This is a genomic window from Aldersonia sp. NBC_00410, from assembly GCF_026342035.1.
Classification (GTDB): domain Bacteria; phylum Actinomycetota; class Actinomycetes; order Mycobacteriales; family Mycobacteriaceae; genus Aldersonia.
Genome location: NZ_JAPENM010000002.1, coordinates 527,053 through 551,543, shown reverse-complemented (window position 1 = coordinate 551,543; position 24,491 = coordinate 527,053). Strand labels below are relative to the sequence as shown.

Here is a 24,491-nt window from a genome sequence, read left to right as displayed (position 1 = left end):
GCCGCGCAAGAGCCTTCGAAAAGGGCGGGCCAGGGTCGTAAGAACCCGGCCCGCCCTTTTCGTTCGTACGGCCCACGCCGGTGATCACGAGCAATGGTCGCCGACAGGCCGGTTTTGGGGCCATAGGCTCGTGATCATTGCCGAGATGCCGGAGCCGACCGGCATCGTGAAGGAGAATCGAAACCATGTCCCGCTTCGTCGACCGCGTCGTGCTGCATGTCACCGCGGGCAAGGGCGGCAATGGCTGCGCCTCCGTGCACCGCGAGAAGTTCAAACCGCTCGGCGGCCCGGACGGCGGTAACGGCGGACGCGGCGGCAGTATCGTGCTCGAGGTCGACCCCGGCGTGCACACCCTGCTCGACTTCCACTTCCACCCGCACGCCAGGGCCGGTAGCGGCACGCAGGGCATGGGCGGCAACCGCGACGGCGCCACCGGCGACGACCTGGTGCTGAAGGTTCCGGACGGCACGGTCGTCCTCGATGGCGACGGGCGCATCCTCGTCGACCTGGTCGGTATCGGTGCCCGATACGAGGCCGCGGCAGGCGGACGCGGCGGCCTCGGCAACGCGTCACTGGCGTCGCGAGCGCGGAAGGCACCGGGGTTTGCGCTGCTCGGCGAGCCCGGCGACGAGCGCGAACTCGTCCTCGAGCTGAAGTCGGTCGCCGATGTCGGTCTCGTCGGATTCCCGTCCGCGGGCAAGTCGTCGCTGGTCTCGGCGCTGTCTGCGGCCAAGCCCAAGATCGCGGACTATCCGTTCACCACGCTCGTGCCGAACCTCGGCGTCGTCTCCATCGGTGACACGACCTTCACCATTGCCGACGTGCCCGGCCTGATTCCCGGCGCCAGCAAGGGCAAGGGGCTCGGCCTCGACTTCCTGCGCCACCTCGAGCGGTGCGCCGTGCTCGCCCATGTCGTCGACTGCGCGACGCTCGAGCCCGGCCGTGACCCGGTATCCGACGTGGATGCGCTCGAGGCCGAACTCGCCGCCTACCGGCCCGCCCTGTCGGCGGATGCGGGACTCGGCGATCTCGCCGACCGCCCGCGCGTGGTGATCCTCAACAAGGTCGATGTGCCGGATGCGGACGAACTCGCCGAGATGGTGACTCCGGACTTCGTCGAGCGCGGTTGGCCGGTGTTCAGCATCTCCGCGGTCAGCCACGAGGGCTTGCGCCAGTTGTCGTTTGCGCTCGCCGAGCTGGTCGAGCAGTACCGACGCGATCGCCCGGCGCCGGAGCGCAAGCGGCCGGTGATCAGGCCGATCGCCATCGACGAGACCGGTTTCACGGTCATCGCGGATCCCGAGATCGACGGCGGCTTCATCGTCCGAGGCGTGCGGCCCGAACGCTGGGTGCGCCAGACCCAGTTCGACAACGACGAGGCGGTCGGGTACCTCGCCGATCGGCTCGCTCGCCTCGGCGTGGAGGACGAACTTATGCGCCTCGGTGCGAAACCGGGGGCACCGGTGACAATCGGTGACGTCTCGTTCGACTGGGAGCCGCAGACCGCCGCCGGTGTGGACGTCGTGCGCACCGGCCGTGGCACGGACCCCCGGTTGGACCAGGTCGAGCGGATCGGTGCGGCGGAGCGCAAGCATGCGCGCCGGGTTCGGCGCGGCCTGGAGTCGGACAGCGACGGAACGGACGAGTGAGCAGCGCGGAGCCACCGGTCATCACCGAGAGCCCGGCGCGCCAGGCCATCGCATCTGCCCGCCGACTGGTGGTGAAGATCGGCTCGTCGGCCATCACCAGCCTGGTCGGTGGTCTCGATGTCAGCCGGCTCGACCTGCTGGCCGATGCCGTGGAGGCGCGGGTGCGGGCGGGCACGGATGTCGTGGTCGTATCGTCCGGTGCGGTCGGTGCGGGGCTGGCTCCGCTCGGGCTCACCAAGCGACCCACCGACCTCGCGACCAAGCAGGCCGCGGCCAGCGTCGGTCAGCTCGCACTGGCGCACGCCTGGGGCACCTCGTTCGCGCGGCACGGCCGCACGGTCGGGCAGGTGTTGTTGTCCGCCGACGATTTCGGCCGGCGCGAAAGTCACCGCAACGCGCAACGCACCCTGGACCGGTTGCGTTCGCTCGGTGCGATTCCCGTTGTGAACGAGAACGATACGGTCGCGACGGCGGAAATCCGGTTCGGCGACAACGACCGCCTGGCGGCACTCGTTGCGCATCTCGTCGGCGCCGACGCCCTGGTTCTGCTGTCCGACGTGGACGGGCTCTACGACGGGGACCCGCGCCGGAACCGGTCCACCCTCATTACCGAGGTGCGCACGCGCAGCGACCTGGACGGCGTGATCGCGGGAACCGGGGGAGTGCTGGGCACCGGTGGGATGGCGTCCAAGCTCTCGGCCGCTCGGCTCGCCGCCGATGCGGGAGTTCCGGTGCTGCTGGCCGCGGCGAGTGCCGCGGACGAGGCACTCGGCGCGGGACTGGTCGGTACGGCGTTCGCGGCCCGGCCGATCCGTTTGTCGGCGCGGCGTTTCTGGGTGCGCCACGCCGCCGATAGCAAGGGGTCGATTCGGCTCGACGCGGGTGCGGTGGCCGCGGTTGCCAAACGCAGGCGCTCCCTGCTGGCCGCCGGAATCACTGCGGTGCATGGGCATTACTACGCCGGTGACGTGGTCGACATCAACGATCCCGAGGGGAAGCTGGTCGCGCGTGGCATCGTCGCCTACGACAGCACCGAACTCGCGACCATGCTCGGTCAGTCGACGAACGAACTGCCACCGGATATGCAGCGGCCGGTCGTGCACGCCGACGATCTGGTCCCGGTCTAGGACCCGGTCCCGGCAAAGCCCCCGTCGCTCAATGCGGCGAGCACCGGCGAGCAACCCGCCTCGATCTTGAGCGCCGCGAGTGCGTCGCCTCGGGTGACACCGCGATTGACGATGACGATCGGGATGCCGATTTTCGCGGCGCGGCGCACGAACCGCAGCCCCGACATCACGGTGAGTGACGATCCGGCGACGAGCAGCAGTTCGGCGGCGTCGACGAGGGCGAACGCGGCGTCGACGCGGCCCCGGGGAACCGACTCGCCGAAGTAGACGATGTCGGGTTTGAGCATGCCGCCGCAGCCTGCACAGCCGACCGGCCGGAAGTGCGCGGTCCGTGCGATCACGGCGTCCGCGTCGGGTGCGACTTCGATTGCCCCGCTGTGGGACTCGGCAAAACCGGGATTGGCCTGTTCGAGTCTGGTGGCCAGCCCGTGCCGGGACACCCGGGCGCCGCAGTCCAGGCAGATCACCTGCGCATAGGTGCCGTGCAGGTCGATGACACTGCGACTGCCTGCCTTCGTATGCAGCAGGTCGACGTTCTGGGTGATGATCGCGTGCACTGTGCCGCTGCGCTCGAGTCGCGCCAGCGCACGATGACCGGTGTTGGGCGTGGTGGCGTCCATGTGCCGCCAACCGAGATGGTTGCGCGCCCAGTAGTGGCGGCGGAAGTCGGCGTCGCCGACGAACTGCTGATAGGTCATCGGCGTGCGCGGCGGCGAATCCGGGCTGCGGTAGTCGGGGATGCCGGAGTCCGTCGAGATGCCGGCGCCGGTGAGCACGACCGTGCGCCTGCCGTGCATGAGTTCACCGAGCCGGCGAGCGCCTTCGACGGCGTCACGGACGACGACGGGGGAGACGTCGGTCGTCAGAGTGTCGGTCACTTCTCCAGTAAACCGACGTCCGAGCGGTCGCGCACCCGAAAGTGACGGCCGGATCAGTAGCCGCGGGTCGTGTCGATGACGCCGATCAGTTCCTGACCGGCGACGAAACGGGCGACATTCGCGGCGACTCGCTCCGCGAATGCCGGTACCCGACGCTGCGGAGGATTGGAATCGTGCGGCGTGATGATCACATTGGGCAGCGACCAGAGCGGGTGTCCGTCGGGTAGTGGTTCCGGGTCGGTGACGTCGAGACCGACCCCGCCGATCGTGCCGGCGCGCAGCGCGTCGACGGCTGCGTCGGTGTCGAGCAGGTCACCGCGGGCGACGTTGACGACCCACGAGTGCGGTTTGAGTGCGGCGAGCGCGGACCGCTCCACGAGGTGTTTGGTCGCGGGGGTGGCCGGTGCTGCGATGACGAGGTGATCGGTGTGCTCCCACACTTCGCTCACCTGCGCGACGGCAACGGTTTCCATCGCCCCCGGCACCGGTGTGCCGGTGCGGTTGACCGCGATGACGTGCGCGCCGAGAGGCGTGAGCATGGGAATCAGGGCTCGGCCGATGCCGCCGGCGCCGAGGATGGTCACCGTAGCGTCGCGCAGCGTGCCGATCCGCGGCGCCAGTTCGGCGGGCCGCCAGCTGTCTGCGCGCAGGTGCTCGGGTAGCTGGCGCACCCCGGCGAGCAGCAGCATCAGCGCGTGCTCGGCGACGCTGGCGGCGAACGCCCCCACCGCCGAGGTGAACACGACGTGCGGGTTCTGCTGGAAAACGTCTGTGGCGAACCAGTGTTCGACGCCGGCGGAGTTGAGCTGCACCCACCGGACGTGATCGGGCAGTACCGGGAAGTCGGCCGTGCCGCCGTCCCAGACGAGCGCGCGGGCGACGGCGAGATCCGTGAGCGTGGCGCCGCCGCTGCCGATCGCATCGGACAGCAGCCGGTCCCCATTCGGCCCGAGGGCGATGGGGACCGGCTGCTGAGTCCGAGCTGTCGAGGTCGGGTCCGGCATGTCGGCGTGTGTGGCTGCGGACATGGCCGACCTCCCCGTCGTTCGACTACCGTCGGCGCACACAGTCAGGGCCTGTGTGGCGCACTCGAGCAGACGATAGCGGAAGCGCTACGCGGGAACTTCGACGAGTGGGTACACGCCGTTCTCGTCGTGCACCTCGCGGCCGGTGACCGGCGGGTTGAAGACGCAGAACATCCGCATCTGGGTGCGCGGCTCGACTCGGTGGCGCTCGTGGCCGTTGAGCAGGTACATGGAACCGGGACCGAGTTCGTAGGTCTCGTTGTTGGTGAGATCGGTCAGCGTGCCTTCACCCTCGACGACCCACACCGCCTCGATGTGGTTGGCGTAGTGGAAGTTGTTCACCGAACCGGCCTTGATGGTGGTCTCGTGGAACGAGAACCCGACCCCGTCACCGCCGAGGACGATGCGCTTGCTGGTCCAATTGCCATCCTCGCTGGCGACATCGCGGTCGGTACCGGTGATCTCAGCGGTCGTGCGGACAATCATGTCGATCCTCAATTCTGTACTGCGGTAAGGCGGTACTGCCGAAAGTGGAAATGTGTCGGGGAGATCAGGACATGACCACGTCGGTCGCCTCGGTGAGGATCCGCATGCCGTGATCCAGTTCGTCCTCGGTGAGGGTGAGCGGCGGCAGCAGCTTGACCACTTCGTCGGACGGGCCGGAGGTCTCCGCGAGCAGGCCCTTGTCGAACGCGTACCGGCACACCTTCGCTGCGTGGTCGGGCTCGGTGAACTTGAGACCCTGCACCATGCCGCGGCCCCGCGAGCTGACGCCGTCGTGGCGCTGCGCCAGTTCGTCGAAGGCGGCGCGAATCCTGGCGCCCTTCGCCAAGGTGGCCTGCTCGAATGCCGGGTCGGACCAGAAGTGCTCGAGCGCGACGCGCGAGGTCACGAACGCCGGGTTGTTGCCGCGGAAGGTGCCGTTGTGCTCGCCCGGCGACCACTGATCGAGTTCCGACTTGAACAGCGTGAGGGCCATCGGGAGGCCGTAGCCGCTGATCGACTTGGAGAGCGTGACGATGTCGGGCGTGATGCCGGCGATCTCGAACGAGAAGAACGGCCCGGTGCGGCCGCAGCCCATCTGCACGTCGTCGACGATCAGCAGGATGTCGCGCTTGGCGCACAGGTCGGCGAGCGCGCGCAGCCATTCCGGTCGCGCGACGTTGATGCCGCCCTCGCCCTGCACCGTCTCGACGATCACCGCGGCCGGGCGGTTGAGGCCCGAACCGGAGTCGTCGAGCACGCGCTCGAACCAGTGGAAGTCCTCGGTGACACCGTCGAAGTAGTTGTCGAACGGCATCGGCGTGGCGTGCACGAGCGGGATGCCCGCACCGGCGCGCTTCATCGAGTTGCCCGTCACCGACAGCGCACCGAGCGTCATGCCGTGGAAGGCGTTGGTGAAGCTGACGATCGACTCGCGTCCGGTCACCTTGCGAGCGAGCTTGAGCGCCGCCTCGACGGTGTTCGCGCCGGTCGGGCCGGGGAACTGCACCTTGTAGTCGAGGCCGCGGGGCTCGAGGATGGTGCGCTGGAACGTCTCGAGGAAGTCGCGCTTGGCCACCGTCGACATGTCGAGGCCGTGCGTAATGCCGTCGCTCATCAGGTAGTCGATCAGCGCGTGCTTGAGCACCGGATTGTTATGCCCGTAATTCAGCGCGCCGGCACCGGCGAAGAAATCGAGGTATTCTTTTCCATTTTCGTCTCGCAACCAGGCGCCCTTGGCAGATTCGAACACGGTTGGCCAGTTGCGGCAGTAGCTACGCACCTCGGACTCGAGGGTTTCGAAAACATTGGTCTGCGCAGTGGTCATTTTGTTCTGCTTTCCTTCCGGTTCTCCTGTGGACCGACGACGTAGAGCTCTTCGGCTTCATGGCTGTCGGGGAAGTGCTCAGGGGTGAACAGGTTGTATTTGGTGATATCGGTGCCGCGACGCCGCGCCAGCGATGTGAACATCGCTATGGAGGCGGGATTGTCGGGGCTAACGGTGGTTTCGAGTCTCGTAACCGACCGTGGTGCAACGTCTTCGAGTAGTTGGTCGAGCATGGCTACGCCAACTCCCTTGCCGCGCTGGGATTCGTCTACCGCAACCTGCCAGACGAACAGCGTGTCCGGGGCGTCTTGGCGGATGTAGCCGGTGACGAATCCGACGACTCGTCCGTCGTCTTCGGCCACAATGGAGGTGCTCGCGAAGTCGCGGCACCACAGCACATAGGAGTAGCTGGAGTTGACGTCGAGTACGCGAGAATCCGCAGCGATTTTCCACAGCCGCGAACCATCGTTTATTTCCGGCCGACGAAGTCTGACAGGGGACGTTGCACGCTCATTCTCAGCGTGTTTCGGGGTCGCGCTCTTTGTCTGGGTCATCGGTTGGTCGAACGTAACAATCGATAGCTGCAATTTCACCAACCCTCTCGAAATTTCCGACGGAAGCGGTATACCCATGCAGGTGAGCGGGTACCTGTGACCTTCGCCACGCGGATGCCTCTCGGGGTGCTACCCGGAGGGGTCTGCCATCCTGCCTTCGTCACTGCGCGCGACGCCTGCCGACGGGATCGCGGAAACGGTGAACCTGCAGCGTGGGGCGGGCGTAAACCTAGTGATGAGAGCCCACGAAAGGGGTACAGCCATGTCCGTGGAAGGCGTCCGGATTGATCGGCGCAGGGCAGTCACCGGAATCGGGGTCGCGGCGGCCGCCGTCGCGGTCGGCGGGACGATCGCCCGGAAATTGCCCGCGGCATCCGCGGCTCCGGCGGCGCACGCACCGGGGACCGTGGATTGCGCGGCGACTGCCACGGAAGTGGCCAAGGCCGCGGACGTTCCGGTCGGTGGCGGCGTGATACTCGGCGACCTCGTGCTGACCCAGCCGAACCCGGGAGAGTTCCGCGCCTTCTGCGCGACCTGCACGCACCTGGGCTGCCACCTCTCGACGGTGCGCGACGGCACCGTCAACTGCCGCTGTCACGGCAGCAAGTTCCATTTCGACGGCACGGTGGCGAAGGGCCCGGCTTTCCTGCCGCTATTCCCGCGCACGGTGCGCGTCGCAGGTGACGCACTCATGCTCGAACCGATCGTCGAAGGTCTCGACCTGCCGTGCCTGCCGAGCATTCCACCCGAACAGTTCCCGAAATTCTGAGCCGCGTGGGCTGGGCTACTTCGGTGTCGCCAGGGCCAGGGGCAGTACCGCGGCCGCGCCGGCGAGTCGCAGGGTTCGGGCGGCGAGGGTAAGGGTCCAGCCGGTGTCGGTGAGGGCGTCGACAAGCAGAATCGGCCCGTCGGCCCCGGAGAGGTCCGGTGGCTCCCAGGAGTCCACCAGCCCGGCGACCCGGTAGGCGGAATTCGCCGCAGACGCCGGTGGATGGCCCGGGCGCCGGGCAAGCGTGCCGAGGTCGCGTAGCCTCCCGACCTCGGCGAGGCGGGCCGCGACCGACGCGACGAGCCGCGGATGATCGTGCGATTCGAGGGCGAGGACGGCGGTCGGTCGTTGCGCCCAATCCCATTCCTTCAGCACCGCGACGCAGGCCGAGAAGACCGCGTCGGGCACCGGCTCGTCCGGCCCGTCGAGCAGCGCACGCAGCCGCTGCCCCCAGCCGAGATCGGATAGCCGGCCGAGCACCCGGCCCGTTTCCGGTCCGTCGGTGATCTTTCCGGACAGCGGCACCCCCAGCTTCGACATGCCCGTCGGCCACTGTTTGCGCGGCGGCAGATCGATGCCGGGCCGATCCAGCCGCGTTCGGGTCCGGGTGAGCGTCTCGGCGTCGACGGCAGTGCTCCGGCGTGTGCCCGTGCAGTTGTCGCATCGCCCACACGGCGCCGGATCGGAACCGAGATCCGGATCGTCGAGTTGGCGGCGCAGAAACTCCATCCGGCACTCGCTGGTCTGCTGGTATTCGAGCATCGCCTGCTGCTCGGCGCGGCGTGCCTCGTCGAGACGTTCGTAGCGTGGGGCGTCGTACTCCCAAGGCGCACCGGTCGCGATCCAGCCGCCGCGGACCCGATGTACGGCACCATCCACATCGAGCACCTTGAGCACCATCTCGAGTCGGGTCCGATTCAGCTCCACCAGCGGTTCCAATGCGGCCGTCGACTGCGGTTTCACCTCATCGAGCACCTCGATCACGCGGCGCACCACGTGCTCGCGCGGAAACGCGACCGACGCGAACCAGCTCCAGATGCGCTGATCCTCGGGACCGGGGAGCAGGATGACCTCGGCGCGATCGGTCGAGCGCCCGGCGCGACCCACCTGCTGGTAGTAGGCGATCGGCGACGACGGCGCCCCGAGATGCACAACGAAACCGAGGTCCGGCTTGTCGAAGCCCATCCCCAGCGCCGATGTCGCCACCAGTGCCTTCACCTCGTTGTTCAGCAACGCCGATTCCAGTGCCTCGCGTTCGGCAGGGTCGGTCTGTCCGGTGTAGGCGGCCACGCGGTGCCCCTGATCGGCGAGCAGGTCGGCGAGATCGCGCGCCGCCCCGACCGTGAGCGCATAGACGATGCCGGCGCCGGGCAGGTTGTGCAGTTCACGCCCGAGCCACGCCGCCCGCTCCGCGGCATCGGGAATGTCGACCACGGCCAAGTGCAGCGACTCCCGATCGAGCCCGCCCCGCAGCACGAGCGCATCACCGTCGGTGACGCCGAGTTGGGCCGCGACGTCCGCGACGACCCGATCGTTCGCCGTCGCAGTCGTGGCCAGCACCGGCACGTCGGTGCCGAGATCGGCGACGAGGGTGCGGATCCGCCGATAGTCCGGCCGGAAGTCATGCCCCCAGTCGGACACGCAATGAGCTTCGTCGACCACGACCAGTCCGGCGTCGGCCGCGAGCGAGGGCAGCACCTGATCGCGAAAGTCCGGGTTGTTCAGCCGCTCCGGGCTCACCAGCAGCACGTCGACCGTGCCCGCGGCGACCTGCTGGTGGATCTCGTCCCACTCGGTGACATTGCCCGAATTGATCGTCGCCGCCCGCACCCCGGCCCGCTCGGCGGCCGCGACCTGGTTGCGCATCAGCGCGAGCAGGGGGGACACGATGACCGTCGGTCCGCGGCCCTGGGCGCGCATCAGTTTCGCGGCGATGAAGTACACCGCCGACTTCCCCCAGCCCGTGCGTTGCACGACCAGGGCACGTCGCCGGTCGACGACCAGCGACGAGATCGCCGTCCATTGATCTTCGCGCAGGCGTGCGTTCGGCCCGGCGAGGTCGCGCAGCAGGGCTTCCGCGTGGTCGCGCAGTTCGGCGGCGGTCTCGGTCGCGGTCATGTAGGCCATGCTGCCGCACGGGTCCGACAGCCGGGTGGCGACGCGAGGTTCCGAATCACCGGCGGGAAGCGGGGGTAGCGCGCGACCATCGTTTCATGGGCGAACCCAAGACCTTCCGGATGACCGCACCGCGCCGAATCGGCGATCGAATCATGCAGGTCCCGGTCCGATTCGGGTTGATCCCGCACACGTACCTGATCACAACCCGCGGGCGGCGCACCGGGAAGGACCGAACTCACCCGGTGACGTTGGTCGAGCGGGACGGTGCGCGGTGGCTGGTCGCGCCGTACGGCCCCGTCGGGTGGGTGCACAACGCGCGGGCAGCTGGTCGGGTGCGGCTGCGTCGCCGCGGCGAGGACCGGGAATGGTCGGTGCGCGAGGTCGGCCCACAGGAGGCTGCGCCGGTGTTGAAGGACTATCTGAAGATCTCCGGCCCGCCGCGGGCCTACTTTCACGCCGGGCCGGACTCACCGGTCGCCGAGTTCGTCGCCGAGGCGCCCGGGCACCCGGTCTTCGAACTGGTTGCGGCCGCACCGAAGTAGCGCCTCGATCTCGGCGCGTTGTGGCAGAGCGGCAACAGCGCCGGATCTGGTGGTGGCCAGCGCGCCCGCGACGCACGCAGCGCGCAGCGCCGGCTCGGGGCCACCGGGCCAGAAGGTGGCGAGTGCGCCGGCGAAGGCATCGCCCGCCCCGGTCGTGTCCACGACGTCCACCTCGACCGCCGACACCTCGATCGATCCGTCCTGGCCGCGGTACCGCGCGCCGTGGGCGCCGAGGGTCGTCACGACTTGCGGGATTCGAGCGAGAATTTCCGCGCCGACTTGTGCGGACTCACCGGCGTTGAGCACGAGCACGTCGACCGCGGCGACAAGATCGTCGGGCAACGCCTGCACCGGCGAGCAGTTCAGCATCGTGGTCGTGCGGCTGCGACGCGCGTGCTGCAGGCATGCGATGACGACCGACAAGGGCAGTTCGAGCTGACACATCACAATGTCGGCCGCGGCGATGTAGTGGAGGTCGGCATCGGTGAGTTCGGTCAGGGTCGTGTTCGCGTTGCCGGCGACCACGATGGTGTTCTCGCCCGCCGAGTCGACGGTGATCAATGCGACCCCGCTCGGCCCGCCCACCTCGCGCAGACCCGAGGTGCCCACCTCGTCATCGACAAGGGTCTGCCGCAGGTCGAGCGCGAAGGTGTCGTCGCCGACCGCGCCGATGAACTCCACCTGCGCTCCGGCGCGCGCGGCAGCGATCGCCTGGTTGGCGCCCTTGCCGCCCGGGGTCGCCGCGAAGCCGGTGCCGAGCAGCGTCTCGCCCGGAGCCGGAAACTTCGAGACCGTGGCGACCAGGTCCATATTCACACTGCCGACCACGGTAATTGCGGGACCGACCGGATCTCCCGACGCGATGGTCATGGCCAGAGGTTAGCCGCGCGGAGCGGCGTGTGTCGGTGATGCTCGGTACCGTCGTTATCGACGCATGTCTTCCGCTGCGTCGAGAGTCGAGGTACTACGGATATGGCATCGAACCTGGGCAAGGCGCTCGCGGTCGTCGGCGTTGTCGGGGCAGTGGCTGCGGTGGTATCGGCAGGGCAGTCGGCGGAACGGAAACGACCGGCGCCGGCGAAGCCCAGGAACGATTCGTTCACCGCGCGGCACGCGATGGGCACGGGTGTCCTTGGCACGGTCGTCTTCGCCGTGATCGGCGCAGGCGGCGTGGCGTTCGCGTGGATGTTGGGTTTTGTCGCGCTCGCGTTCGTCCTGGCGATGGTTTCGCCGACGGGCAAGTCCATGCCGAAGCCACCGGCGGTGAAGGCTGCGAAGTCGAAGCAGGCGAAGTCGCGGCCGGTGGCGAAGCAGCCCGCCCCGCCAGCCAAGCCCGCGCCCACCAAGCCCGCGCAAACCTGGGCGGACGCCATGGCCGATCTCGCGCTCGTCGAGGGCGATCTGCTCGCCTACGAACTCGATATCGAGGCCCTCTACCTGCGCAAGCCGCTCCTGCAGGACTCGACCTGGCCACCGGCCGAGAAGTTCTATCTCGCGCTGGCCCGTGCTCGCGACTATGCCGACCGGTACCCGGATGGCCGCGGTGACTCAGCGCGGCTCGCCAGGCTCGCGGACCTGGCGGGAAAGGCCTGGGATACCGCCAACGTTCGCGCTGCCGAGCAGGGCAGCAACGGGTATTCCACCGAGCAGCGTGCGGCACTGCGGCGCATCGCCCGGTGTGTCGACCTGCTGCTCGACGGCACCGGCGGTCCGCACGAGGCACTCGAGGCCAAGTCCGTTCTGGAGCGTCTGTTGTCCACGCTGCCCGGGATCACCGTGCCGACCCCGCTGCGCGATCAGCTTGCTTTGCCCGCGTCGACGGCGACGGGGACGGCGAGCTGAACCGTTTTCGCGCTGGTTAGGCTGTAACACATGACGGCTACCACGTCCGCGCAGGTGACTGCGGAAACGACCGATACCCGAACTGCGGTGCACGACGCCGCGCGGCGCGCGCGGGTCGCCGCGCGCGTGCTGGCGCAGCTGACGACCGCTCAGAAGGATGCGGCTTTGCACGCCGCAGCCGACGCGCTGCTGGCCGCCGCGGATGTCGTGCTCGCCGCCAACGAGGCCGATCTCGACACGGCTCGCGCATCGGGCACGGAGGAGTCGCTGCTCGACCGGCTGCGGCTGACCAGCGCTCGGGTCGACGGAATCGCGTCCGGGCTACGGCAGGTTGCCGGGCTGCCCGATCCGGTCGGCGGCGTGCTGCGCGGATCGACGTTGCCCAACGGTCTGGAGATCCGCCAGGTCCGGGTTCCGCTGGGCGTCGTCGGAATGGTGTACGAGGCCCGCCCCAATGTCACCGTCGATGCGTTCGGGCTCGCGTTGAAGTCGGGAAATGCGGCGCTGCTTCGTGGTTCGTCGTCGGCAGCCAAGTCGAACGCCGCGTTGGTCACGGTGCTGCGCGCCGCGCTGGCCGAGCAGGGGCTCCCCGAGGACGCGGTGCAGCTGCTGCCCAGCGAGGACCGGTCCAGCGTTACGCATCTCATTCAGGCGCGCGGCCTGGTCGACGTGGTGATCCCGCGCGGCGGCGCCGGATTGATCAACGCGGTAGTGCAGGACGCCAAGGTGCCGACCATCGAGACCGGTACCGGCAACTGCCATGTGTACGTCCATTCGGCTGCCGATCTGGACATGGCCGAGCAAATCCTGATCAACTCCAAGACTCGCCGGCCCAGCGTGTGCAACACCGCCGAGACGGTCCTGGTGGACGAGGCCATCGCGACCGTGGCGGTGCCGAAGCTCGTCGAGGCGTTGGAGCGTTACGGCGTGACCATCCACGGCGATCTGCCGGGACTGGTGCCGGCCAAAGACGAGGACTGGGGCGACGAATACCTCTCGCTGGACATCGCACTCAAAGTCGTTGCCGGTATCGACGAGGCAGTCGAGCACATCGACCGCTGGGGCACGGGGCACACCGAGGCGATCGTGACCGCCGACCTCGCCGCCGCCCGCGAGTTCACCTCGCGCGTGGATGCCGCCGCGGTGATGGTCAACGCATCGACCGCGTTCACCGACGGCGAGCAGTTCGGCTTCGGCGCCGAGATCGGCATCTCCACGCAGAAGTTGCACGCCCGCGGCCCGATGGGCTTGCCCGAGCTGACCTCGACCAAGTGGATCGTCTGGGGTGACGGTCAGACCCGCCCGGTCTAGCTGCCACCCCCCGCTGATCGACTGAACGGAACCGTTCAGTCGATCAGATCGACTGAACGGTTCCGTTCATCCCGCCGAGCAAAGGACGCTCCGAATGGTTTCACCCGTCGCCGAACCGATCTTCGGCTCGGTCGAGGACGTCATGACCCGGCTCGCCGAGACCGGCTACCTCTGCGACAAGGCCACCGCGACCACGGTGTACCTCGCCGATCGGCTCGGCAAGCCGTTGCTGATCGAGGGCCCGGCCGGGGTCGGTAAGACCGAGCTGTCGCGCGCGGTCGCGCAGACCGCCGGCGCGGAACTGGTGCGACTGCAGTGCTACGAAGGTGTCGACGAATCGCGCGCGCTCTACGAGTGGAACCACGCCAAGCAGATCCTGCGGATCCAGGCGTCGAGCGAAAACAGCTGGGAAGAGACGAAGCAGGATGTGTTTTCCGAGGAGTTCCTGCTCACGCGCCCGCTGCTGACCGCGATCCGGCGCACCGAACCGACCGTGCTGCTGATCGACGAGACCGACAAGGCCGACATCGAGATCGAGGGCCTGCTGCTCGAGGTGCTGTCCGACTTCGCGGTCACCGTGCCCGAACTCGGCACGATCGTGGCCACGCGCAAGCCGTTCGTGGTGCTCACCTCGAACGCCACCCGCGAGCTGTCCGAGGCGCTCAAACGACGCTGTCTCTACCTGCACCTCGACTTCCCCGACGAGGAACTCGAGCGTCGCATCCTGGCCAGTCGCGTGCCGGAACTGCCCGAGGCGATCGCGGAACAGATGGTTCGTGTCGTGCATGTGCTGCGCGGCATGCAACTCAAGAAGCTGCCCTCGGTCGCGGAGACCATCGACTGGGGTCGCACGCTGCTCGCACTCGGGTTGGACACACTCGACGATGCGGCGGTGCAGGCGACGCTGGGCGTGGTGCTCAAACACCGGTCCGATCACGAGCGCGCCACCGCCGAGCTGAAACTGGGCTAGCGATGACCGCGCTTGCTCCGCACGGGTTACCCGGCCACCTGGTCGGTTTCGTCGAGGCGCTGCGTGCCCGCGGAATCCCGGTCGGACCGTCCGAGACTGTCGATGCCGGGCACGTGCTCGCCGCGCTCGACCTGCTCGACCGCGACGTCGTGCGGGCCGGCCTGGCCAGCGCGCTGCTGCGCCGTCCGACGCACCGGCCGACCTTCGACGCGATGTTCGACCTGTGGTTCCCGGTGGCGATCGGGGAACGGTCCGAGGCCGCCGAGCTCGAGTTGCCTCGCAAGGATGACGGCGCCGTCGATATTGCAGCGCTGCGGGCGATGCTCGCCGATCTGCTCGCCGCCGACGACACAGCGCAACTGGAAGCGCTCGCGGCGCAGCTCGTCGAAGGGCTTGGACGCTACGAATCTGCAAGCGGCCCATCCTTTTCGGCGTACCAGGCGTTGCGCGAGGTCGCGCCCGACTCGCTGCTCGCCCGGATCATCGCGGGCTTGCGCAACGGCGTGCCCGACGACGATTTCGCCACCGAGGTGGCGCGCCGGACCGCCCGCGAACGCGTCACCAACTTCCGCCGCACCGTGGAAGCGGAGACGCGCCGCCGGTCGGCCGAGCGTCTGGGTCGCGAGCGGGTGAGCAACTACGGCGTGCCCCGCCAGGCCGACGAGGTCGACTTTCTGCGGGCCTCGGAAACCGAACTCGTGCAGCTGCGTCGCAGCGTCCATGCGCTGGCCAGGCTGCTCGCCAGCCGACTCGCGAGCCGGCGTCGACGGGCGCGGGCCGGCGAGATCGACCTGCGCAAGACGTTGCGCAAGTCGATGTCGACCGGTGGCGTGCCGATCGATCTGGTGCACCGCAAACCTCGACCGTCGCGGCCCGAGTTGGTGATCCTGTGCGACGTGTCCGGTTCGGTCGCCGGGTTCAGCCAATTCACGTTGCTCCTGGTGAATGCGTTGCGCGAGCAGTTCGCCAAGGTGCGCATCTTCGCCTTCATCGATGCCACCGACGAAGTGACCGACCTGTTCGACCCGCACACCGACGTGTCCACCGCCATGACGCGGATGATGGCCGAGGCCGATCTGGTGCACTACGACGGTCATTCCGACTATGGCAATGCGCTGTCGACCTTCGCCGAGCAGTGGAGTCATGTGGTCACGGCGCGCAGCTCGCTGCTCGTGCTCGGCGACGCACGCAGCAACTATCGCGATCCCAACCTGGACACGCTGCGCGGATTCGTCGATATCGCCAAGCACGCCTACTGGCTCAACCCGGAGCAGCGCAATCAGTGGGGCAGCGGCGACTCGGCCGCCGATGACTACGAGCAGGTGATCGAGATGCGTGAATGCCGCAACGCCAAGCAGCTCACCGCGGTGGTCGCGGGCATCCTCCCGATCTGAGCTCGCGTCCCGCTCGCACCGTAAGCTCGGATTCCGTGCAGCACGAGCAGGGCAACCCCGGCGCCGGTGACAGCGCAGCCGCGCGCCGGATCGGGGTCATGGGTGGAACGTTCGACCCGATCCACCATGGCCACCTGGTTGCGGCGAGCGAAGTCGCGAATCGGTTCGAACTCGACGAGGTGATCTTCGTTCCGACCGGCCAGCCCTGGCAGAAGGGCGAGAAGCTGGTCTCTCCCGCCGAGGACCGTTACCTGATGACCGTCATCGCCACCGCGTCCAACCCGCGGTTCTCGGTGAGCCGCGTCGATGTGGACCGCGACAAGATGACCTACACGGTCGATACCCTGCGTGACCTGCGCGCACAGCTGCCGGATGCACGGCTGTACTTCATCACCGGAGCCGACGCGCTGGCGAGCATCCTCACGTGGCAGAACTGGGAAGAGCTGTTCTCGCTTGCCAACTTCGTGGGGGTGTCCCGCCCCGGATACCATCTCGGCATCGAACATCTCGAGGAGTACCTGGGCGATCATCCGCCCGAGGCGCTCACGCTGATCGAGATACCGGCGCTGGCGATCTCGTCGACCGACTGCCGGGCGCGCGCCCGGGACGGGCGTCCGGTCTGGTACCTGGTGCCGGACGGCGTCGTGCAGTACATCTCCAAGCGGCAGCTGTACCGCGCGGAGGGGCAGCAGTCGGCGCACGAGACCGCCACGGCGGCGCCGGTCGCGATGCCCGCGAACAAGGGAAATGGAAGGTAGCCAGGTGACTGCAACAACCGAGGCAATCGAGATGGCGACCGTCGCCGCGCTTGCCGCCGACGAGAAACTGGCGGTCGACGTCGTGGTCCTCGACGTGTCCGAACAGCTCGTGATCACCGACTGCTTCGTGATCGCCTCGGCTCCGAACGAGCGCCAGGTGAACGCCATCGTGGACAACGTCGAGGAGAAGCTGCGCGTCGCCGGGCACAAGCCGGTGCGGCGTGAGGGAACCCGCGAGGGCCGGTGGACGCTGCTCGACTACGTCGACGTCGTCGTGCACATCCAGCACAGCGAGGAGCGTGATTTCTACGCGCTCGATCGGTTGTGGAAGGACTGCCCGGCAGTGCCTGTCGACGGCCTGGGCCGGCATCCGGCCGAGAGCGCCGGTGAGTAGCGCCACCCGCCACCGGCGGCTGATCTTGCTTCGGCACGGCCAGACCGAGTGGAACGCCGACAACCGGATGCAGGGTCAACTCGATACGCAGCTCACCGAGCTCGGCCGCAGTCAGGCCAAGGACGCCGCGCAGGCGCTGGCGGACCTGCCGATCACCGCGATCGTCTCGTCGGACCTGCATCGCGCGTACGACACCGCCACCGCCCTCGGGGACGTCACCGGTGTGCCGGTTCGCACCGACGTCCGGTTGCGCGAAACCCATCTCGGCGAGTGGCAGGGGCTGGTGCACACCCAGGTCGATGAGCGCTATCCGGGCCAGCGCGAGACCTGGCGCGGCGATGCACGATTCGCGCCGCCGGGCGGGGAGAGTCGCGTCGAGGTCGCGGCGCGCTCCATTCAGGTCGTGCGCGAACTGCTCGACACCGACTACGACGGCGTCGCGGTCCTGGTGGCACACGGTGGCCTGATTGCGGCGCTCAGCGCGGCGCTGCTCGACCTCCCGGTGGACCGGTGGCCGGTGCTCGGCGGTCTCGACAACACAAGCTGGGTGCAGCTCACCGAACACGAGACAATCGGTTGGCGGCTCAATGTGTGGAACTCCTCGGCGCGGGTGGCCGGCGATGTCCTCTGAGCGTCCGGTTCTGCTCGTCGTCGCAGACTCGCTGGCCTACTACGGCCCGAAGGGTGGTCTGCCGTCGAACCACCCACGGATCTGGCCGAACCTGGTCGGCGAACAGCTCGGCTGGGACGTCGAACTAATCGCCCGGATCGGCTGGACCTGCCGGGACGGCTACTGGGCCCTGATTCAGGATCCGCGAGCGTGGTCGGTGGTGCCCCGCGCTGCCGCCGTGGTGTTCGCGGTGGGTGGCATGGACACCTTGCCGTCGCCGCTGCCGACCGCGCTCCGCGAGCAGATCCGCTATGTGCGACCGCCCACGCTGCGCCGCTACGTCCGATCCGGGTACCAGTGGCTGCAGCCGCGCCTGTCGCATCTGGGCCGCCCGGTTGCTTTGCCGCCGCGGCTGTCCGTGGATTACCTGGAGAAGTCCCGGGCGGCCCTGGCGCACCTGCGACCGGACCTGCCGGTGATCGCGACCCTGCCTGCGGTGCACGACTGCGAGGCGTACGGCCGGGTGCACGCCGGACGCGAGCCTGCGGTCCGCGCGCTACGGGCGTGGGGCGCCGAACGTGACGTCCCGCTCGTCGATCTCGGTGCCGCGGTGCGGGACAACATCTTTTCCGCCGACGCCAACCCCGACGGAATCCACTGGGGTTGGGAGGGGCATACCGCGGTGGCCGCTGCCATGGTCGAGACCATCAAGGGCGCAGTCGATCTCGGCCGGGGGGTTGGGTAGTGCCGGTTGTGGTCGTCACAGATTCGTCGGCGTCCGTTGACCGATCGCTCGCCGCGGAACTCGGACTGCGCGTCGTGCCGTTGCATGTTCTCGTCGGCGACGCCCAACTCGACGAGGGCGTCGACGAGATGCCCGCCGAGTTGACGGCGAAGTCGATCACGACATCGGCTGCGTCGCCGGGCGAGCTGCACGCCGCGTACACGGCCGCGCTTGCGGAGAGCGGTGGCGATGGTGTTGTTGCCGTGCATATTTCGCGAAGCCTGTCCGCGACGTGGAACGCCGCGACCACCGCCGCGGAGGAGTTCGACGGCGGTGTGCGAGTGGTCGACTCGTGCAGCGCGGGACTCGGCACCGGTTTCGCCGCGCTCGCAGCCGCGCGCGCGGTCCGGGCGGGCGGCGACATCGAGGACGCGTACCAGGCGGCGGTGTCTGTCGCCGCGCGATCGCGCTGCTTCATCGCCGTGGACAAACTCGACGCGCTGCGTCGTGGCGGCCGGATCAGTACCACGACCGCCCTACTCGGCACCGCGCTCGTCACCAAACCGCTGCTGCACGTGGTGGACGGCAAGCTTGCGCTGAAGGAGAAGGTGCGCACGTCATCGAAGGCGCTGCGCAAGCTCGTCGATGCCGCGGTGGCCGCGGCCGACGGGTCCGCGGCGGCGATCGCGGTGCAGCACTTCGGCGCGGCCGATCGTGCCGCGCAGGTGGTCGCCGAACTGCGCGAACGGGTGCCGCAGATGGCGGAGCTGATCGAAGCCGAACTGGTGCCGACGCTCGCGATTCACGTCGGGTCCGGGGCGGTCGGGGTGGTCGTCGTGCCGGGAGGGCTGACCACACACGCGGGCTCGCCCCCCGCCTAGCAGAGTTATCCACAACACCGAATCCGTCCACAGGGTGACCGCCGCACACGGGCGATGAGCCGATGTGTGCGCAGCTCCGGGATAGCTTGCCGGACATGGCACGTGAGGACGATCGAGAGCGCACCCGCAGCCGACTCGGGGCGCTGGCCCGTGCATACGAGCCACCGAGCGACGACGACCCCGACCGCGCTCGTCCGCGCGACGGTGACGTACACGACCACGAGTACGAACCGGACGCCGGTCTCGCCGCCATGGCGGGCGGGTCGGACGACAGCTCGGCGGGGGCCGATGCACCGCCGAGCTGGCTGGTCGAACTGCCACCGGGTCCAGCCCGGCGGCTGATACCCGCGTCGCTGTCCGGCGCGCGAATCGGACTCTCCCGTGGCGGGATCGCCGCACTGCTGCTCGTGGGTCTGTTCGCGGCGGCGGGTGCCGGGGTATTCGCGGTGCGGGAGCGTCCGGTCGCGCAGCCGGTTCCAGCACTGGCACCGGCGGGTGTGGAAGCTGCGGCACTCTCGCATGCCGCTGCGCCGGTGGAGGTGGCAGCGCCGGGTGGCACCGCGCCGCCGCGGGGGACTTCGGCGAATCCGGCGGCTGCGCCGGGCGCGGACGGTGAACTCGTCGTCAGCGTCGTCGGCCTGGTCCACGTCAATGGCTTGGTTCGGCTTCCCGCCGGGTCGCGAATCGCCGACGCGATCGCCGCGGCGGGCGGTGCCAAGGAGGGTGCGGACCTGTTGAGCCTCAACATGGCTGCGCGAGTCGCGGATGGCGATCAGATCCTCGTCGGGGTTGCGGACCCCAACGGCGGCGCGCCCGTGCTCGGCAGTGCAGCGATCGGCCCCGGCCGGGGCAGCGCGGCCGGTGCCGGGGGCACCGCTCCCCAGGGTTCGACCGGGAAAGTGAATCTGAATACCGCCACCGAGGCGCAGTTGGACGAACTACCGGGAGTCGGCCCGGTGACTGCCGCGGCGATCGTGGGGTGGCGCAACGCGAATGGACCATTCAGCGATGTGGAGCAGCTCGGCGAGGTAGACGGGATCGGTCCGGCTCGGCTGGCGAAGCTTCGCGATCTGGTCGCGGTATGACGATGGCGACTGCGCTGCAACGGTGGTGGCAGGGCGCGGGCTCGCGTGGCGCCCAGCATCGCAGGATCGACCTCCGACTGCTTGGTTCGGCCGTAAGCTGTTGGGCAGCAACGATCATCCCGATCATGGCCGGCTGGCGTGTCGGGGCCGCCCTGGCGGCGACCGGCGCCGTTGTCGCCGGTGCCGCGCTGTGGCTCCCGGCCCGAACGCGGGTCGGCCGCGCGCTCGCGCTGCGAGCCGGGTCGGCGGACCGGCGGCGCGAGATTGCGGGTGCCTGCGCCGCGGCCGCAGCGATCGGGTGCTGCTTCGCCACATCGGCATCGGTGCACGCATACTCGACTGCGCTCTCGCCCCTGGCGGGGTTGGCCGAGGGCAGGTCCGTCGCCGTGACTGCCGCACTGACCGCCGATCCACAACCGCTCGCGTCGAGCGGATTCGGCCCGGATCGCGTCCTGGTGCGGGCAACGCTGCGCGAGGTGCGAATCGGGCGGGACCGCATCGTGACCGGCGGTGCGATCGTCATTCTGGCACCGGCCCAGCACTGGTCGGGCCTGCTGCCGGGACAGCGGGTGAAGGTGCGCGGCGAGGTGTCACCGCCAACGCGGCACGACCTGACCGTTGCTGTGTTGCGCACCAACTCCGCGCCCATCTCGGTGTCGGCGCCGTCGACGCTGCAAGCCGTCGCTGGAACGGTCCGCGCCCGTTTTGCCGATGCCGCGGCGCGGGCACTGCCAGACGATGCCGCGGGGCTGCTGCCTGCGCTCGTCGTCGGTGACACCTCACGATTACCCCAGTCGGTGCGCAGCGACTTCACCACCGCCGGGCTGGCACACCTCACCGCCGTCTCCGGCACAAACGTATCGATCCTGCTCGGTGCCGTCCTGCTCATGGTGCGTGCCGCTGCATTGGGCCCGCGTGCCGGAGCCGCCGTCGGGGCGCTCGTGCTGGCCTTGTTCGTCGTGCTGGCGCGACCGTCCCCCAGTGTGTTGCGCGCGGCGGCGATGGGCGCGATCGGGCTGCTCGCGCTGCTGACCGGGCGCCGGAAGCAGGCAATGCCGGCGCTCGCGGCCGCAGTCATCGTGCTTATCGGGCTTCGCCCCAACCTCGCCGTCGACTTTGGTTTCGCGTTGTCGGTGGCGGCTACGGCGGCACTGATCGTCCTCGTACCCGGCTGGACCGACCGGTTGTGCGCACGGGGGGTGCCGCTTCCGCTCGCGCAGGCCATCGCGGTTGCCACGGCCGCGTTCGTCGCCACGGCACCGATCGTGGCGGCGATGTCCGGCACGGTCAGCCCGGTCGCGATCGCGGCGAATCTGCTTGTCTCGGTGTCGGTTCTGCCGATCACCGTGCTCGGCGCGCTTGCCGCGGCGGGTGCCGCCATCTGGCTCCCGCTCGGTGTCCTGGTCGCGCACACGGCCGGTCCGCCACTGTGGTGGCTATTGCTCGTCGCCCGGTTGGCCGCACGGATGCCGGGTGCGACCCTCCCTGTTCCCGGCGGGCTCGTCGGCGCCGTGCTCGGCATCGTCGGGGTCGTCGCTGTGGCGGCGATCCTGCGCTCACGCGGCGCGCGGGCGGTGATGGGCGCGGTACTGGTCGGCGCCGCAGTGGTTCTCGTGCCGTTGCGCATGCACCCGCTCGGCTGGCCCCCGCCGGGCTGGATCGTCGTCGCGTGCGATGTCGGCCAGGGCGACGGATTGGTTTTGCGCGCAGGTGGTTCCGTGGTCGTCGTCGACGTGGGGCCGGCCGGCCACGCGATGGCGCAGTGCCTGAATCGGCTGCGGGTGCGCCGCATCGAGCTGGTCGTGTTGAGCCATCTGCACGCCGACCATATCGGCGCGATCGCGGACGTCCTGCATGCCAAACCGGTGGCGGCCGTCGCGATCGGCCCGATGCGCTATCCCGCGGACGGGTTCGCCGCGGTGCAGGCCGCAGCGTCGGCGTCGGGGACGCCGATCGTCGAGCTGACCGCGGGCGACCACGTCCCAGCGGGGAATCTCGTGCTGCGCGTCCTGGGTCCGATGCTCCCGGCTCCGGCGGATCCCGGCGACGGCGACGAGGCCGCGAACAACCAGTCCCTCGTGCTCGCCGTCGACGGCCCGGCCGGCCGAATCCTGCTGCCCGGCGATGCCGAGACCGCGGCACTGGACGCGCTGCGGCGATCGGGTGTCGAGCTGCGCGCCGATGTGCTCAAGGTGCCGCATCACGGTTCCCGGACCACGCCCGCGACTTTCCTCGATGCCGTCCGCCCGCGCATCGGGTTGGTCAGCGTCGGCGCGGACAACACGTTCGGGCATCCCGCGCCGTCGATCGTCGACCGGCTGCACGCGACCGGAACGGTGGTCGCGCGGACCGACCGCAGCGGCGATATCGCGGTAGTCGCCGACCGGCGCGGCTTGTCCGTGGTCGCGCGCGGTGACCCGGTGGCGGTGGGGAGCAGCGATTGAGCATTGGACGACGGTGCGATGAGCGAGCGCGGGGAGTTCGATGTCATTATCCGACCGTAGGATCGCGGGCGTGACCGACAACCCCGCGCAATTGCATCTCGTGCTCGGTGAGGACGAACTGCTCATCGAACGTGCGGTCGCCGAGATCGTCGCGCAGGTGCGTGCGGTGGTCTCGAATCCGCATGAACTTCCGGTCAACCGGTTGCGCGCCGGTGACACGAGTGCGGTGGAATTGGTCGAACTACTGAGCCCGTCGCTGTTCGCCGAGGACCGGGTCGTGGTGCTCGAGGCGGCGGCCGAGGCCGGCAAGGATGCCGTGGCGCTGGTGCAGGACGCTGCCGGGGCGCCCCCGCCGGGTGTGGTGCTGGTCGTGCTGCACAGTGGCGGCGGGCGAACGCCCGCCGCAAAGGCGCTCGCCGGTGCGTTGCAGAAGCTCGGCGCACAGGTGCACGCCTGCGCGAAGCTCAAGGCCGCCGAGCGGGTGGAGTTCGTGCGCGGTGAATTCCGCGCCGCCGGGGTCCGGGTGCCGACGGAGGTCGTGGAAACCGTGCTGGAAGCAATCGGCTCGGATCTGCGTGAGCTCGCCGCGGCCTGCGCGCAGTTGGCGTCCGACACCGGCGGACGGGTGGACGTGGCGGCAGTGCGCCGCTACTACTCGGGCAAGGCAGAGGTCACCGGTTTCGATGTCGCCGATCTGGCCGTATTGGGAGACCGGGCCGCGGCGATGGAGGCGCTGCGCTGGGCGACCGACCGTGGCGTGCCGGCGGTGTTGCTCGCGGACGCGCTGGCGGACTCGGTCAACACCATCGCGCGGGTAGGGTCCGCCGGGCGTGGTGATCCGTTCCGGCTCGCGTCCCAGCTCGGTATGCCGCCGTGGAAGGTGAAGAAGGCGCAGGCGCAGGCTCGGGGCTGGTCGGCGGCGAGCGTTGGTGTCGCCATGCAGGTGGTCGCAGCGCTGAACGCCGACGTCAAGGGCGCCGCCGTGAGCGCCGAATACGCGCTGGAACGCGCGGTCGACCGGGTGATCGCGCTACGCGGGCGACGGTAGCTCCCGGTCAGCCGTTCGACATGCACCCGGTCAGGGTGAGCAGGTCGCCCGCGAATGCGGCACCGCCGCTGCATGTGGCCGCTCCGGGACCGCTGAAGTCGATCGTCGCGCCGGGTCCGGCGATTGCGATGGCCAGTCCGGGTTGTGTCTTGGACATGGTGACTTTCGCGCCCGGTCCAAGAGCAATCGCGGCAGGACCGGCGAGGTTTGCCGCGGTGCTGGTCGCGGTGCCGCCGTTCTGTGCGATCGCCAGTGCGAGACCCTGGTCCTGCGCAATCGCTCCGGAACGGCCGCCGAATCCGAATGCCGCTGCTGCCGAGCCCATTTCACTTTTCACCGCGCAGCCCGAGTCGTCCGAGACCGCCACCGATTCCCGTTCACCGGGCGCGAGGCACTGCACGGGAGCCGCGCTCGCGGTCGGGGCGGCGAGCAGCGTGATGGCCGCGGCCGATCCGGCCGCGGCACAGAGTGTGGCGATCTGACGACGCTGTCGAGTGGTGAACATCGAAACTCCTGAGGGTGGGTGTGCGTGAAGCGGTCTGTTGGCAGTACCCGCTA

Annotated in this window: 24 protein-coding genes; 16 read left to right on the top strand and 8 right to left on the bottom strand. The window is 69.1% G+C overall.

The annotated features are described in order from the left end of the window. Nucleotides 1-185: 185 nt before the first annotated feature. Complete coding sequence (gene obgE / locus OG921_RS06310; protein ID WP_266111492.1) at nt 186-1,649, top strand: GTPase ObgE; 1,464 nt, start codon at nt 186-188, stop codon at nt 1,647-1,649. Then, nucleotides 1,646-2,776, top strand: coding sequence for a glutamate 5-kinase (gene proB / locus OG921_RS06305; RefSeq protein ID WP_266111491.1), 1,131 nt, complete (start codon nt 1,646-1,648; stop codon nt 2,774-2,776). The genes obgE and proB overlap by 4 nt, the downstream gene beginning before the upstream one ends. Here proB and OG921_RS06300 read toward each other — a convergent pair. The 5 genes from OG921_RS06300 to ectA all read right to left on the bottom strand — a co-directional run bounded on the left by OG921_RS06300 (nt 2,773) and on the right by ectA (nt 7,043). Then, entirely contained in the window at nt 2,773-3,573 is an 801-nt protein-coding gene (locus OG921_RS06300) for an NAD-dependent protein deacetylase (protein ID WP_266111646.1), read from the bottom strand. The genes proB and OG921_RS06300 overlap by 4 nt on opposite strands. A gap of 134 nt (nt 3,574-3,707) precedes the next feature. After that, nucleotides 3,708-4,658, bottom strand: a complete 951-nt coding sequence (locus OG921_RS06295; protein ID WP_266111645.1) for a D-isomer specific 2-hydroxyacid dehydrogenase family protein — start codon at nt 4,656-4,658, stop codon at nt 3,708-3,710. A 108-nt stretch (nt 4,659-4,766) separates the two neighbouring features. Further along, the gene (locus OG921_RS06290; protein ID WP_266111490.1) at nt 4,767-5,165 is read right to left on the bottom strand and encodes an ectoine synthase; all 399 of its coding nucleotides are present in this window, start codon (nt 5,163-5,165) and stop codon (nt 4,767-4,769) included. Between the two features lie 64 nt (nt 5,166-5,229). Next, the gene (gene ectB, locus OG921_RS06285; RefSeq protein ID WP_266111489.1) at nt 5,230-6,489 is read right to left on the bottom strand and encodes a diaminobutyrate--2-oxoglutarate transaminase; all 1,260 of its coding nucleotides are present in this window, start codon (nt 6,487-6,489) and stop codon (nt 5,230-5,232) included. Next, a complete protein-coding gene (ectA, locus tag OG921_RS06280; RefSeq protein ID WP_266111488.1) occupies nt 6,486-7,043 on the bottom strand; it encodes a diaminobutyrate acetyltransferase in 558 nt (185 codons plus the stop codon). The genes ectB and ectA overlap by 4 nt, the downstream gene beginning before the upstream one ends. Before the next feature lie 262 nt (nt 7,044-7,305). Between ectA and OG921_RS06275 the strand changes: the two genes are divergently transcribed. Next, nucleotides 7,306-7,812 (top strand): ubiquinol-cytochrome c reductase iron-sulfur subunit, encoded by a 507-nt coding sequence (locus OG921_RS06275; protein WP_266111487.1) that lies wholly within the window; start codon nt 7,306-7,308, stop codon nt 7,810-7,812. A gap of 15 nt (nt 7,813-7,827) precedes the next feature. Here OG921_RS06275 and OG921_RS06270 read toward each other — a convergent pair whose 3' ends face one another. Further along, on the bottom strand, nt 7,828-9,939 hold the full coding sequence (locus tag OG921_RS06270) for an ATP-dependent DNA helicase RecQ (protein ID WP_266111486.1): 2,112 nt from the start codon (nt 9,937-9,939) through the stop codon (nt 7,828-7,830). Nucleotides 9,940-10,025: 86 nt separating this feature from the next. On the opposite strand from OG921_RS06270, the gene OG921_RS06265 reads away from it, so the two are divergent. After that, on the top strand, nt 10,026-10,472 hold the full coding sequence (locus OG921_RS06265) for a nitroreductase family deazaflavin-dependent oxidoreductase (protein ID WP_266111485.1): 447 nt from the start codon (nt 10,026-10,028) through the stop codon (nt 10,470-10,472). On the opposite strand, the gene OG921_RS06260 is transcribed toward OG921_RS06265, so the two are convergent. Beyond that, complete coding sequence (locus OG921_RS06260) at nt 10,398-11,342, bottom strand: ribokinase (RefSeq protein ID WP_266111484.1); 945 nt, start codon at nt 11,340-11,342, stop codon at nt 10,398-10,400. The two genes, OG921_RS06265 and OG921_RS06260, sit on opposite strands and share 75 nt — an antisense overlap. Before the next feature lie 102 nt (nt 11,343-11,444). Here OG921_RS06260 and OG921_RS06255 point away from each other — a divergent pair, with 102 nt between their 5' ends. From OG921_RS06255 to holA, 12 genes are all read left to right on the top strand, one after another. Beyond that, complete coding sequence (locus tag OG921_RS06255; protein WP_266111483.1) at nt 11,445-12,314, top strand: hypothetical protein; 870 nt, start codon at nt 11,445-11,447, stop codon at nt 12,312-12,314. A gap of 54 nt (nt 12,315-12,368) precedes the next feature. Next, nucleotides 12,369-13,625 (top strand): glutamate-5-semialdehyde dehydrogenase, encoded by a 1,257-nt coding sequence (locus OG921_RS06250; RefSeq protein WP_266111644.1) that lies wholly within the window; start codon nt 12,369-12,371, stop codon nt 13,623-13,625. Between the two features lie 94 nt (nt 13,626-13,719). Next, a complete protein-coding gene (locus tag OG921_RS06245) occupies nt 13,720-14,595 on the top strand; it encodes a MoxR family ATPase (protein WP_266111482.1) in 876 nt (291 codons plus the stop codon). A 2-nt stretch (nt 14,596-14,597) separates the two neighbouring features. Next, on the top strand, nt 14,598-15,989 hold the full coding sequence (locus OG921_RS06240) for a VWA domain-containing protein (RefSeq protein WP_266111481.1): 1,392 nt from the start codon (nt 14,598-14,600) through the stop codon (nt 15,987-15,989). Between the two features lie 35 nt (nt 15,990-16,024). After that, a complete protein-coding gene (nadD, locus tag OG921_RS06235; protein WP_266111480.1) occupies nt 16,025-16,747 on the top strand; it encodes a nicotinate-nucleotide adenylyltransferase in 723 nt (240 codons plus the stop codon). A gap of 4 nt (nt 16,748-16,751) precedes the next feature. After that, on the top strand, nt 16,752-17,141 hold the full coding sequence (gene rsfS / locus OG921_RS06230) for a ribosome silencing factor (protein ID WP_266111479.1): 390 nt from the start codon (nt 16,752-16,754) through the stop codon (nt 17,139-17,141). After that, entirely contained in the window at nt 17,134-17,772 is a 639-nt protein-coding gene (locus tag OG921_RS06225; RefSeq protein WP_266111478.1) for a histidine phosphatase family protein, read from the top strand. Before rsfS ends, OG921_RS06225 begins: the two co-directional genes overlap by 8 nt. Next, nucleotides 17,762-18,496: a diglucosylglycerate octanoyltransferase gene (octT, locus tag OG921_RS06220; protein ID WP_266111477.1), complete on the top strand. Its 735-nt coding sequence runs from the start codon at nt 17,762-17,764 to the stop codon at nt 18,494-18,496. The genes OG921_RS06225 and octT overlap by 11 nt, the downstream gene beginning before the upstream one ends. Next, the gene (locus OG921_RS06215; protein ID WP_266111476.1) at nt 18,496-19,356 is read left to right on the top strand and encodes a DegV family protein; all 861 of its coding nucleotides are present in this window, start codon (nt 18,496-18,498) and stop codon (nt 19,354-19,356) included. The genes octT and OG921_RS06215 overlap by 1 nt, the downstream gene beginning before the upstream one ends. 95 nt (nt 19,357-19,451) lie before the next feature. Beyond that, nucleotides 19,452-20,441 (top strand): ComEA family DNA-binding protein, encoded by a 990-nt coding sequence (locus OG921_RS06210; RefSeq protein ID WP_266111475.1) that lies wholly within the window; start codon nt 19,452-19,454, stop codon nt 20,439-20,441. A gap of 125 nt (nt 20,442-20,566) precedes the next feature. Further along, a complete protein-coding gene (locus OG921_RS06205) occupies nt 20,567-22,885 on the top strand; it encodes a ComEC/Rec2 family competence protein (RefSeq protein WP_266111474.1) in 2,319 nt (772 codons plus the stop codon). 70 nt (nt 22,886-22,955) lie between these two features. Further along, entirely contained in the window at nt 22,956-23,933 is a 978-nt protein-coding gene (holA, locus tag OG921_RS06200) for a DNA polymerase III subunit delta (protein ID WP_266111473.1), read from the top strand. 7 nt (nt 23,934-23,940) lie between these two features. On the opposite strand, the gene OG921_RS06195 is transcribed toward holA, so the two are convergent. Further along, entirely contained in the window at nt 23,941-24,438 is a 498-nt protein-coding gene (locus tag OG921_RS06195) for a DUF6764 family protein (RefSeq protein WP_266111472.1), read from the bottom strand. Between the last annotated feature and the right edge of the window lie 53 nt (nt 24,439-24,491).

Excerpts from the sequence above, each read along its gene's own strand:
- OG921_RS06300 (WP_266111646.1), bottom strand. The coding sequence starts at position 3,573 with ATGCACGGCAGGCGCACGGTCGTGCTCACCGGCGCCGGCATCTCGACG.
- OG921_RS06260 (WP_266111484.1), bottom strand. The coding sequence starts at position 11,342 with ATGACCATCGCGTCGGGAGATCCGGTCGGTCCCGCAATTACCGTGGTC.
- obgE (WP_266111492.1), top strand. The coding sequence starts at position 186 with ATGTCCCGCTTCGTCGACCGCGTCGTGCTGCATGTCACCGCGGGCAAG.
- octT (WP_266111477.1), top strand. The coding sequence starts at position 17,762 with ATGTCCTCTGAGCGTCCGGTTCTGCTCGTCGTCGCAGACTCGCTGGCC.
- OG921_RS06265 (WP_266111485.1), top strand. The coding sequence starts at position 10,026 with ATGGGCGAACCCAAGACCTTCCGGATGACCGCACCGCGCCGAATCGGC.
- OG921_RS06275 (WP_266111487.1), top strand. The coding sequence starts at position 7,306 with ATGTCCGTGGAAGGCGTCCGGATTGATCGGCGCAGGGCAGTCACCGGA.
- OG921_RS06195 (WP_266111472.1), bottom strand. The coding sequence starts at position 24,438 with ATGTTCACCACTCGACAGCGTCGTCAGATCGCCACACTCTGTGCCGCG.
- ectB (WP_266111489.1), bottom strand. The coding sequence starts at position 6,489 with ATGACCACTGCGCAGACCAATGTTTTCGAAACCCTCGAGTCCGAGGTG.
- OG921_RS06245 (WP_266111482.1), top strand. The coding sequence starts at position 13,720 with ATGGTTTCACCCGTCGCCGAACCGATCTTCGGCTCGGTCGAGGACGTC.
- ectA (WP_266111488.1), bottom strand. The coding sequence starts at position 7,043 with ATGACCCAGACAAAGAGCGCGACCCCGAAACACGCTGAGAATGAGCGT.
- OG921_RS06255 (WP_266111483.1), top strand. The coding sequence starts at position 11,445 with ATGGCATCGAACCTGGGCAAGGCGCTCGCGGTCGTCGGCGTTGTCGGG.
- OG921_RS06295 (WP_266111645.1), bottom strand. The coding sequence starts at position 4,658 with ATGCCGGACCCGACCTCGACAGCTCGGACTCAGCAGCCGGTCCCCATC.
- OG921_RS06205 (WP_266111474.1), top strand. The coding sequence starts at position 20,567 with ATGGCCGGCTGGCGTGTCGGGGCCGCCCTGGCGGCGACCGGCGCCGTT.
- OG921_RS06290 (WP_266111490.1), bottom strand. The coding sequence starts at position 5,165 with ATGATTGTCCGCACGACCGCTGAGATCACCGGTACCGACCGCGATGTC.
- OG921_RS06210 (WP_266111475.1), top strand. The coding sequence starts at position 19,452 with ATGGCACGTGAGGACGATCGAGAGCGCACCCGCAGCCGACTCGGGGCG.
- OG921_RS06270 (WP_266111486.1), bottom strand. The coding sequence starts at position 9,939 with ATGGCCTACATGACCGCGACCGAGACCGCCGCCGAACTGCGCGACCAC.
- OG921_RS06240 (WP_266111481.1), top strand. The coding sequence starts at position 14,598 with ATGACCGCGCTTGCTCCGCACGGGTTACCCGGCCACCTGGTCGGTTTC.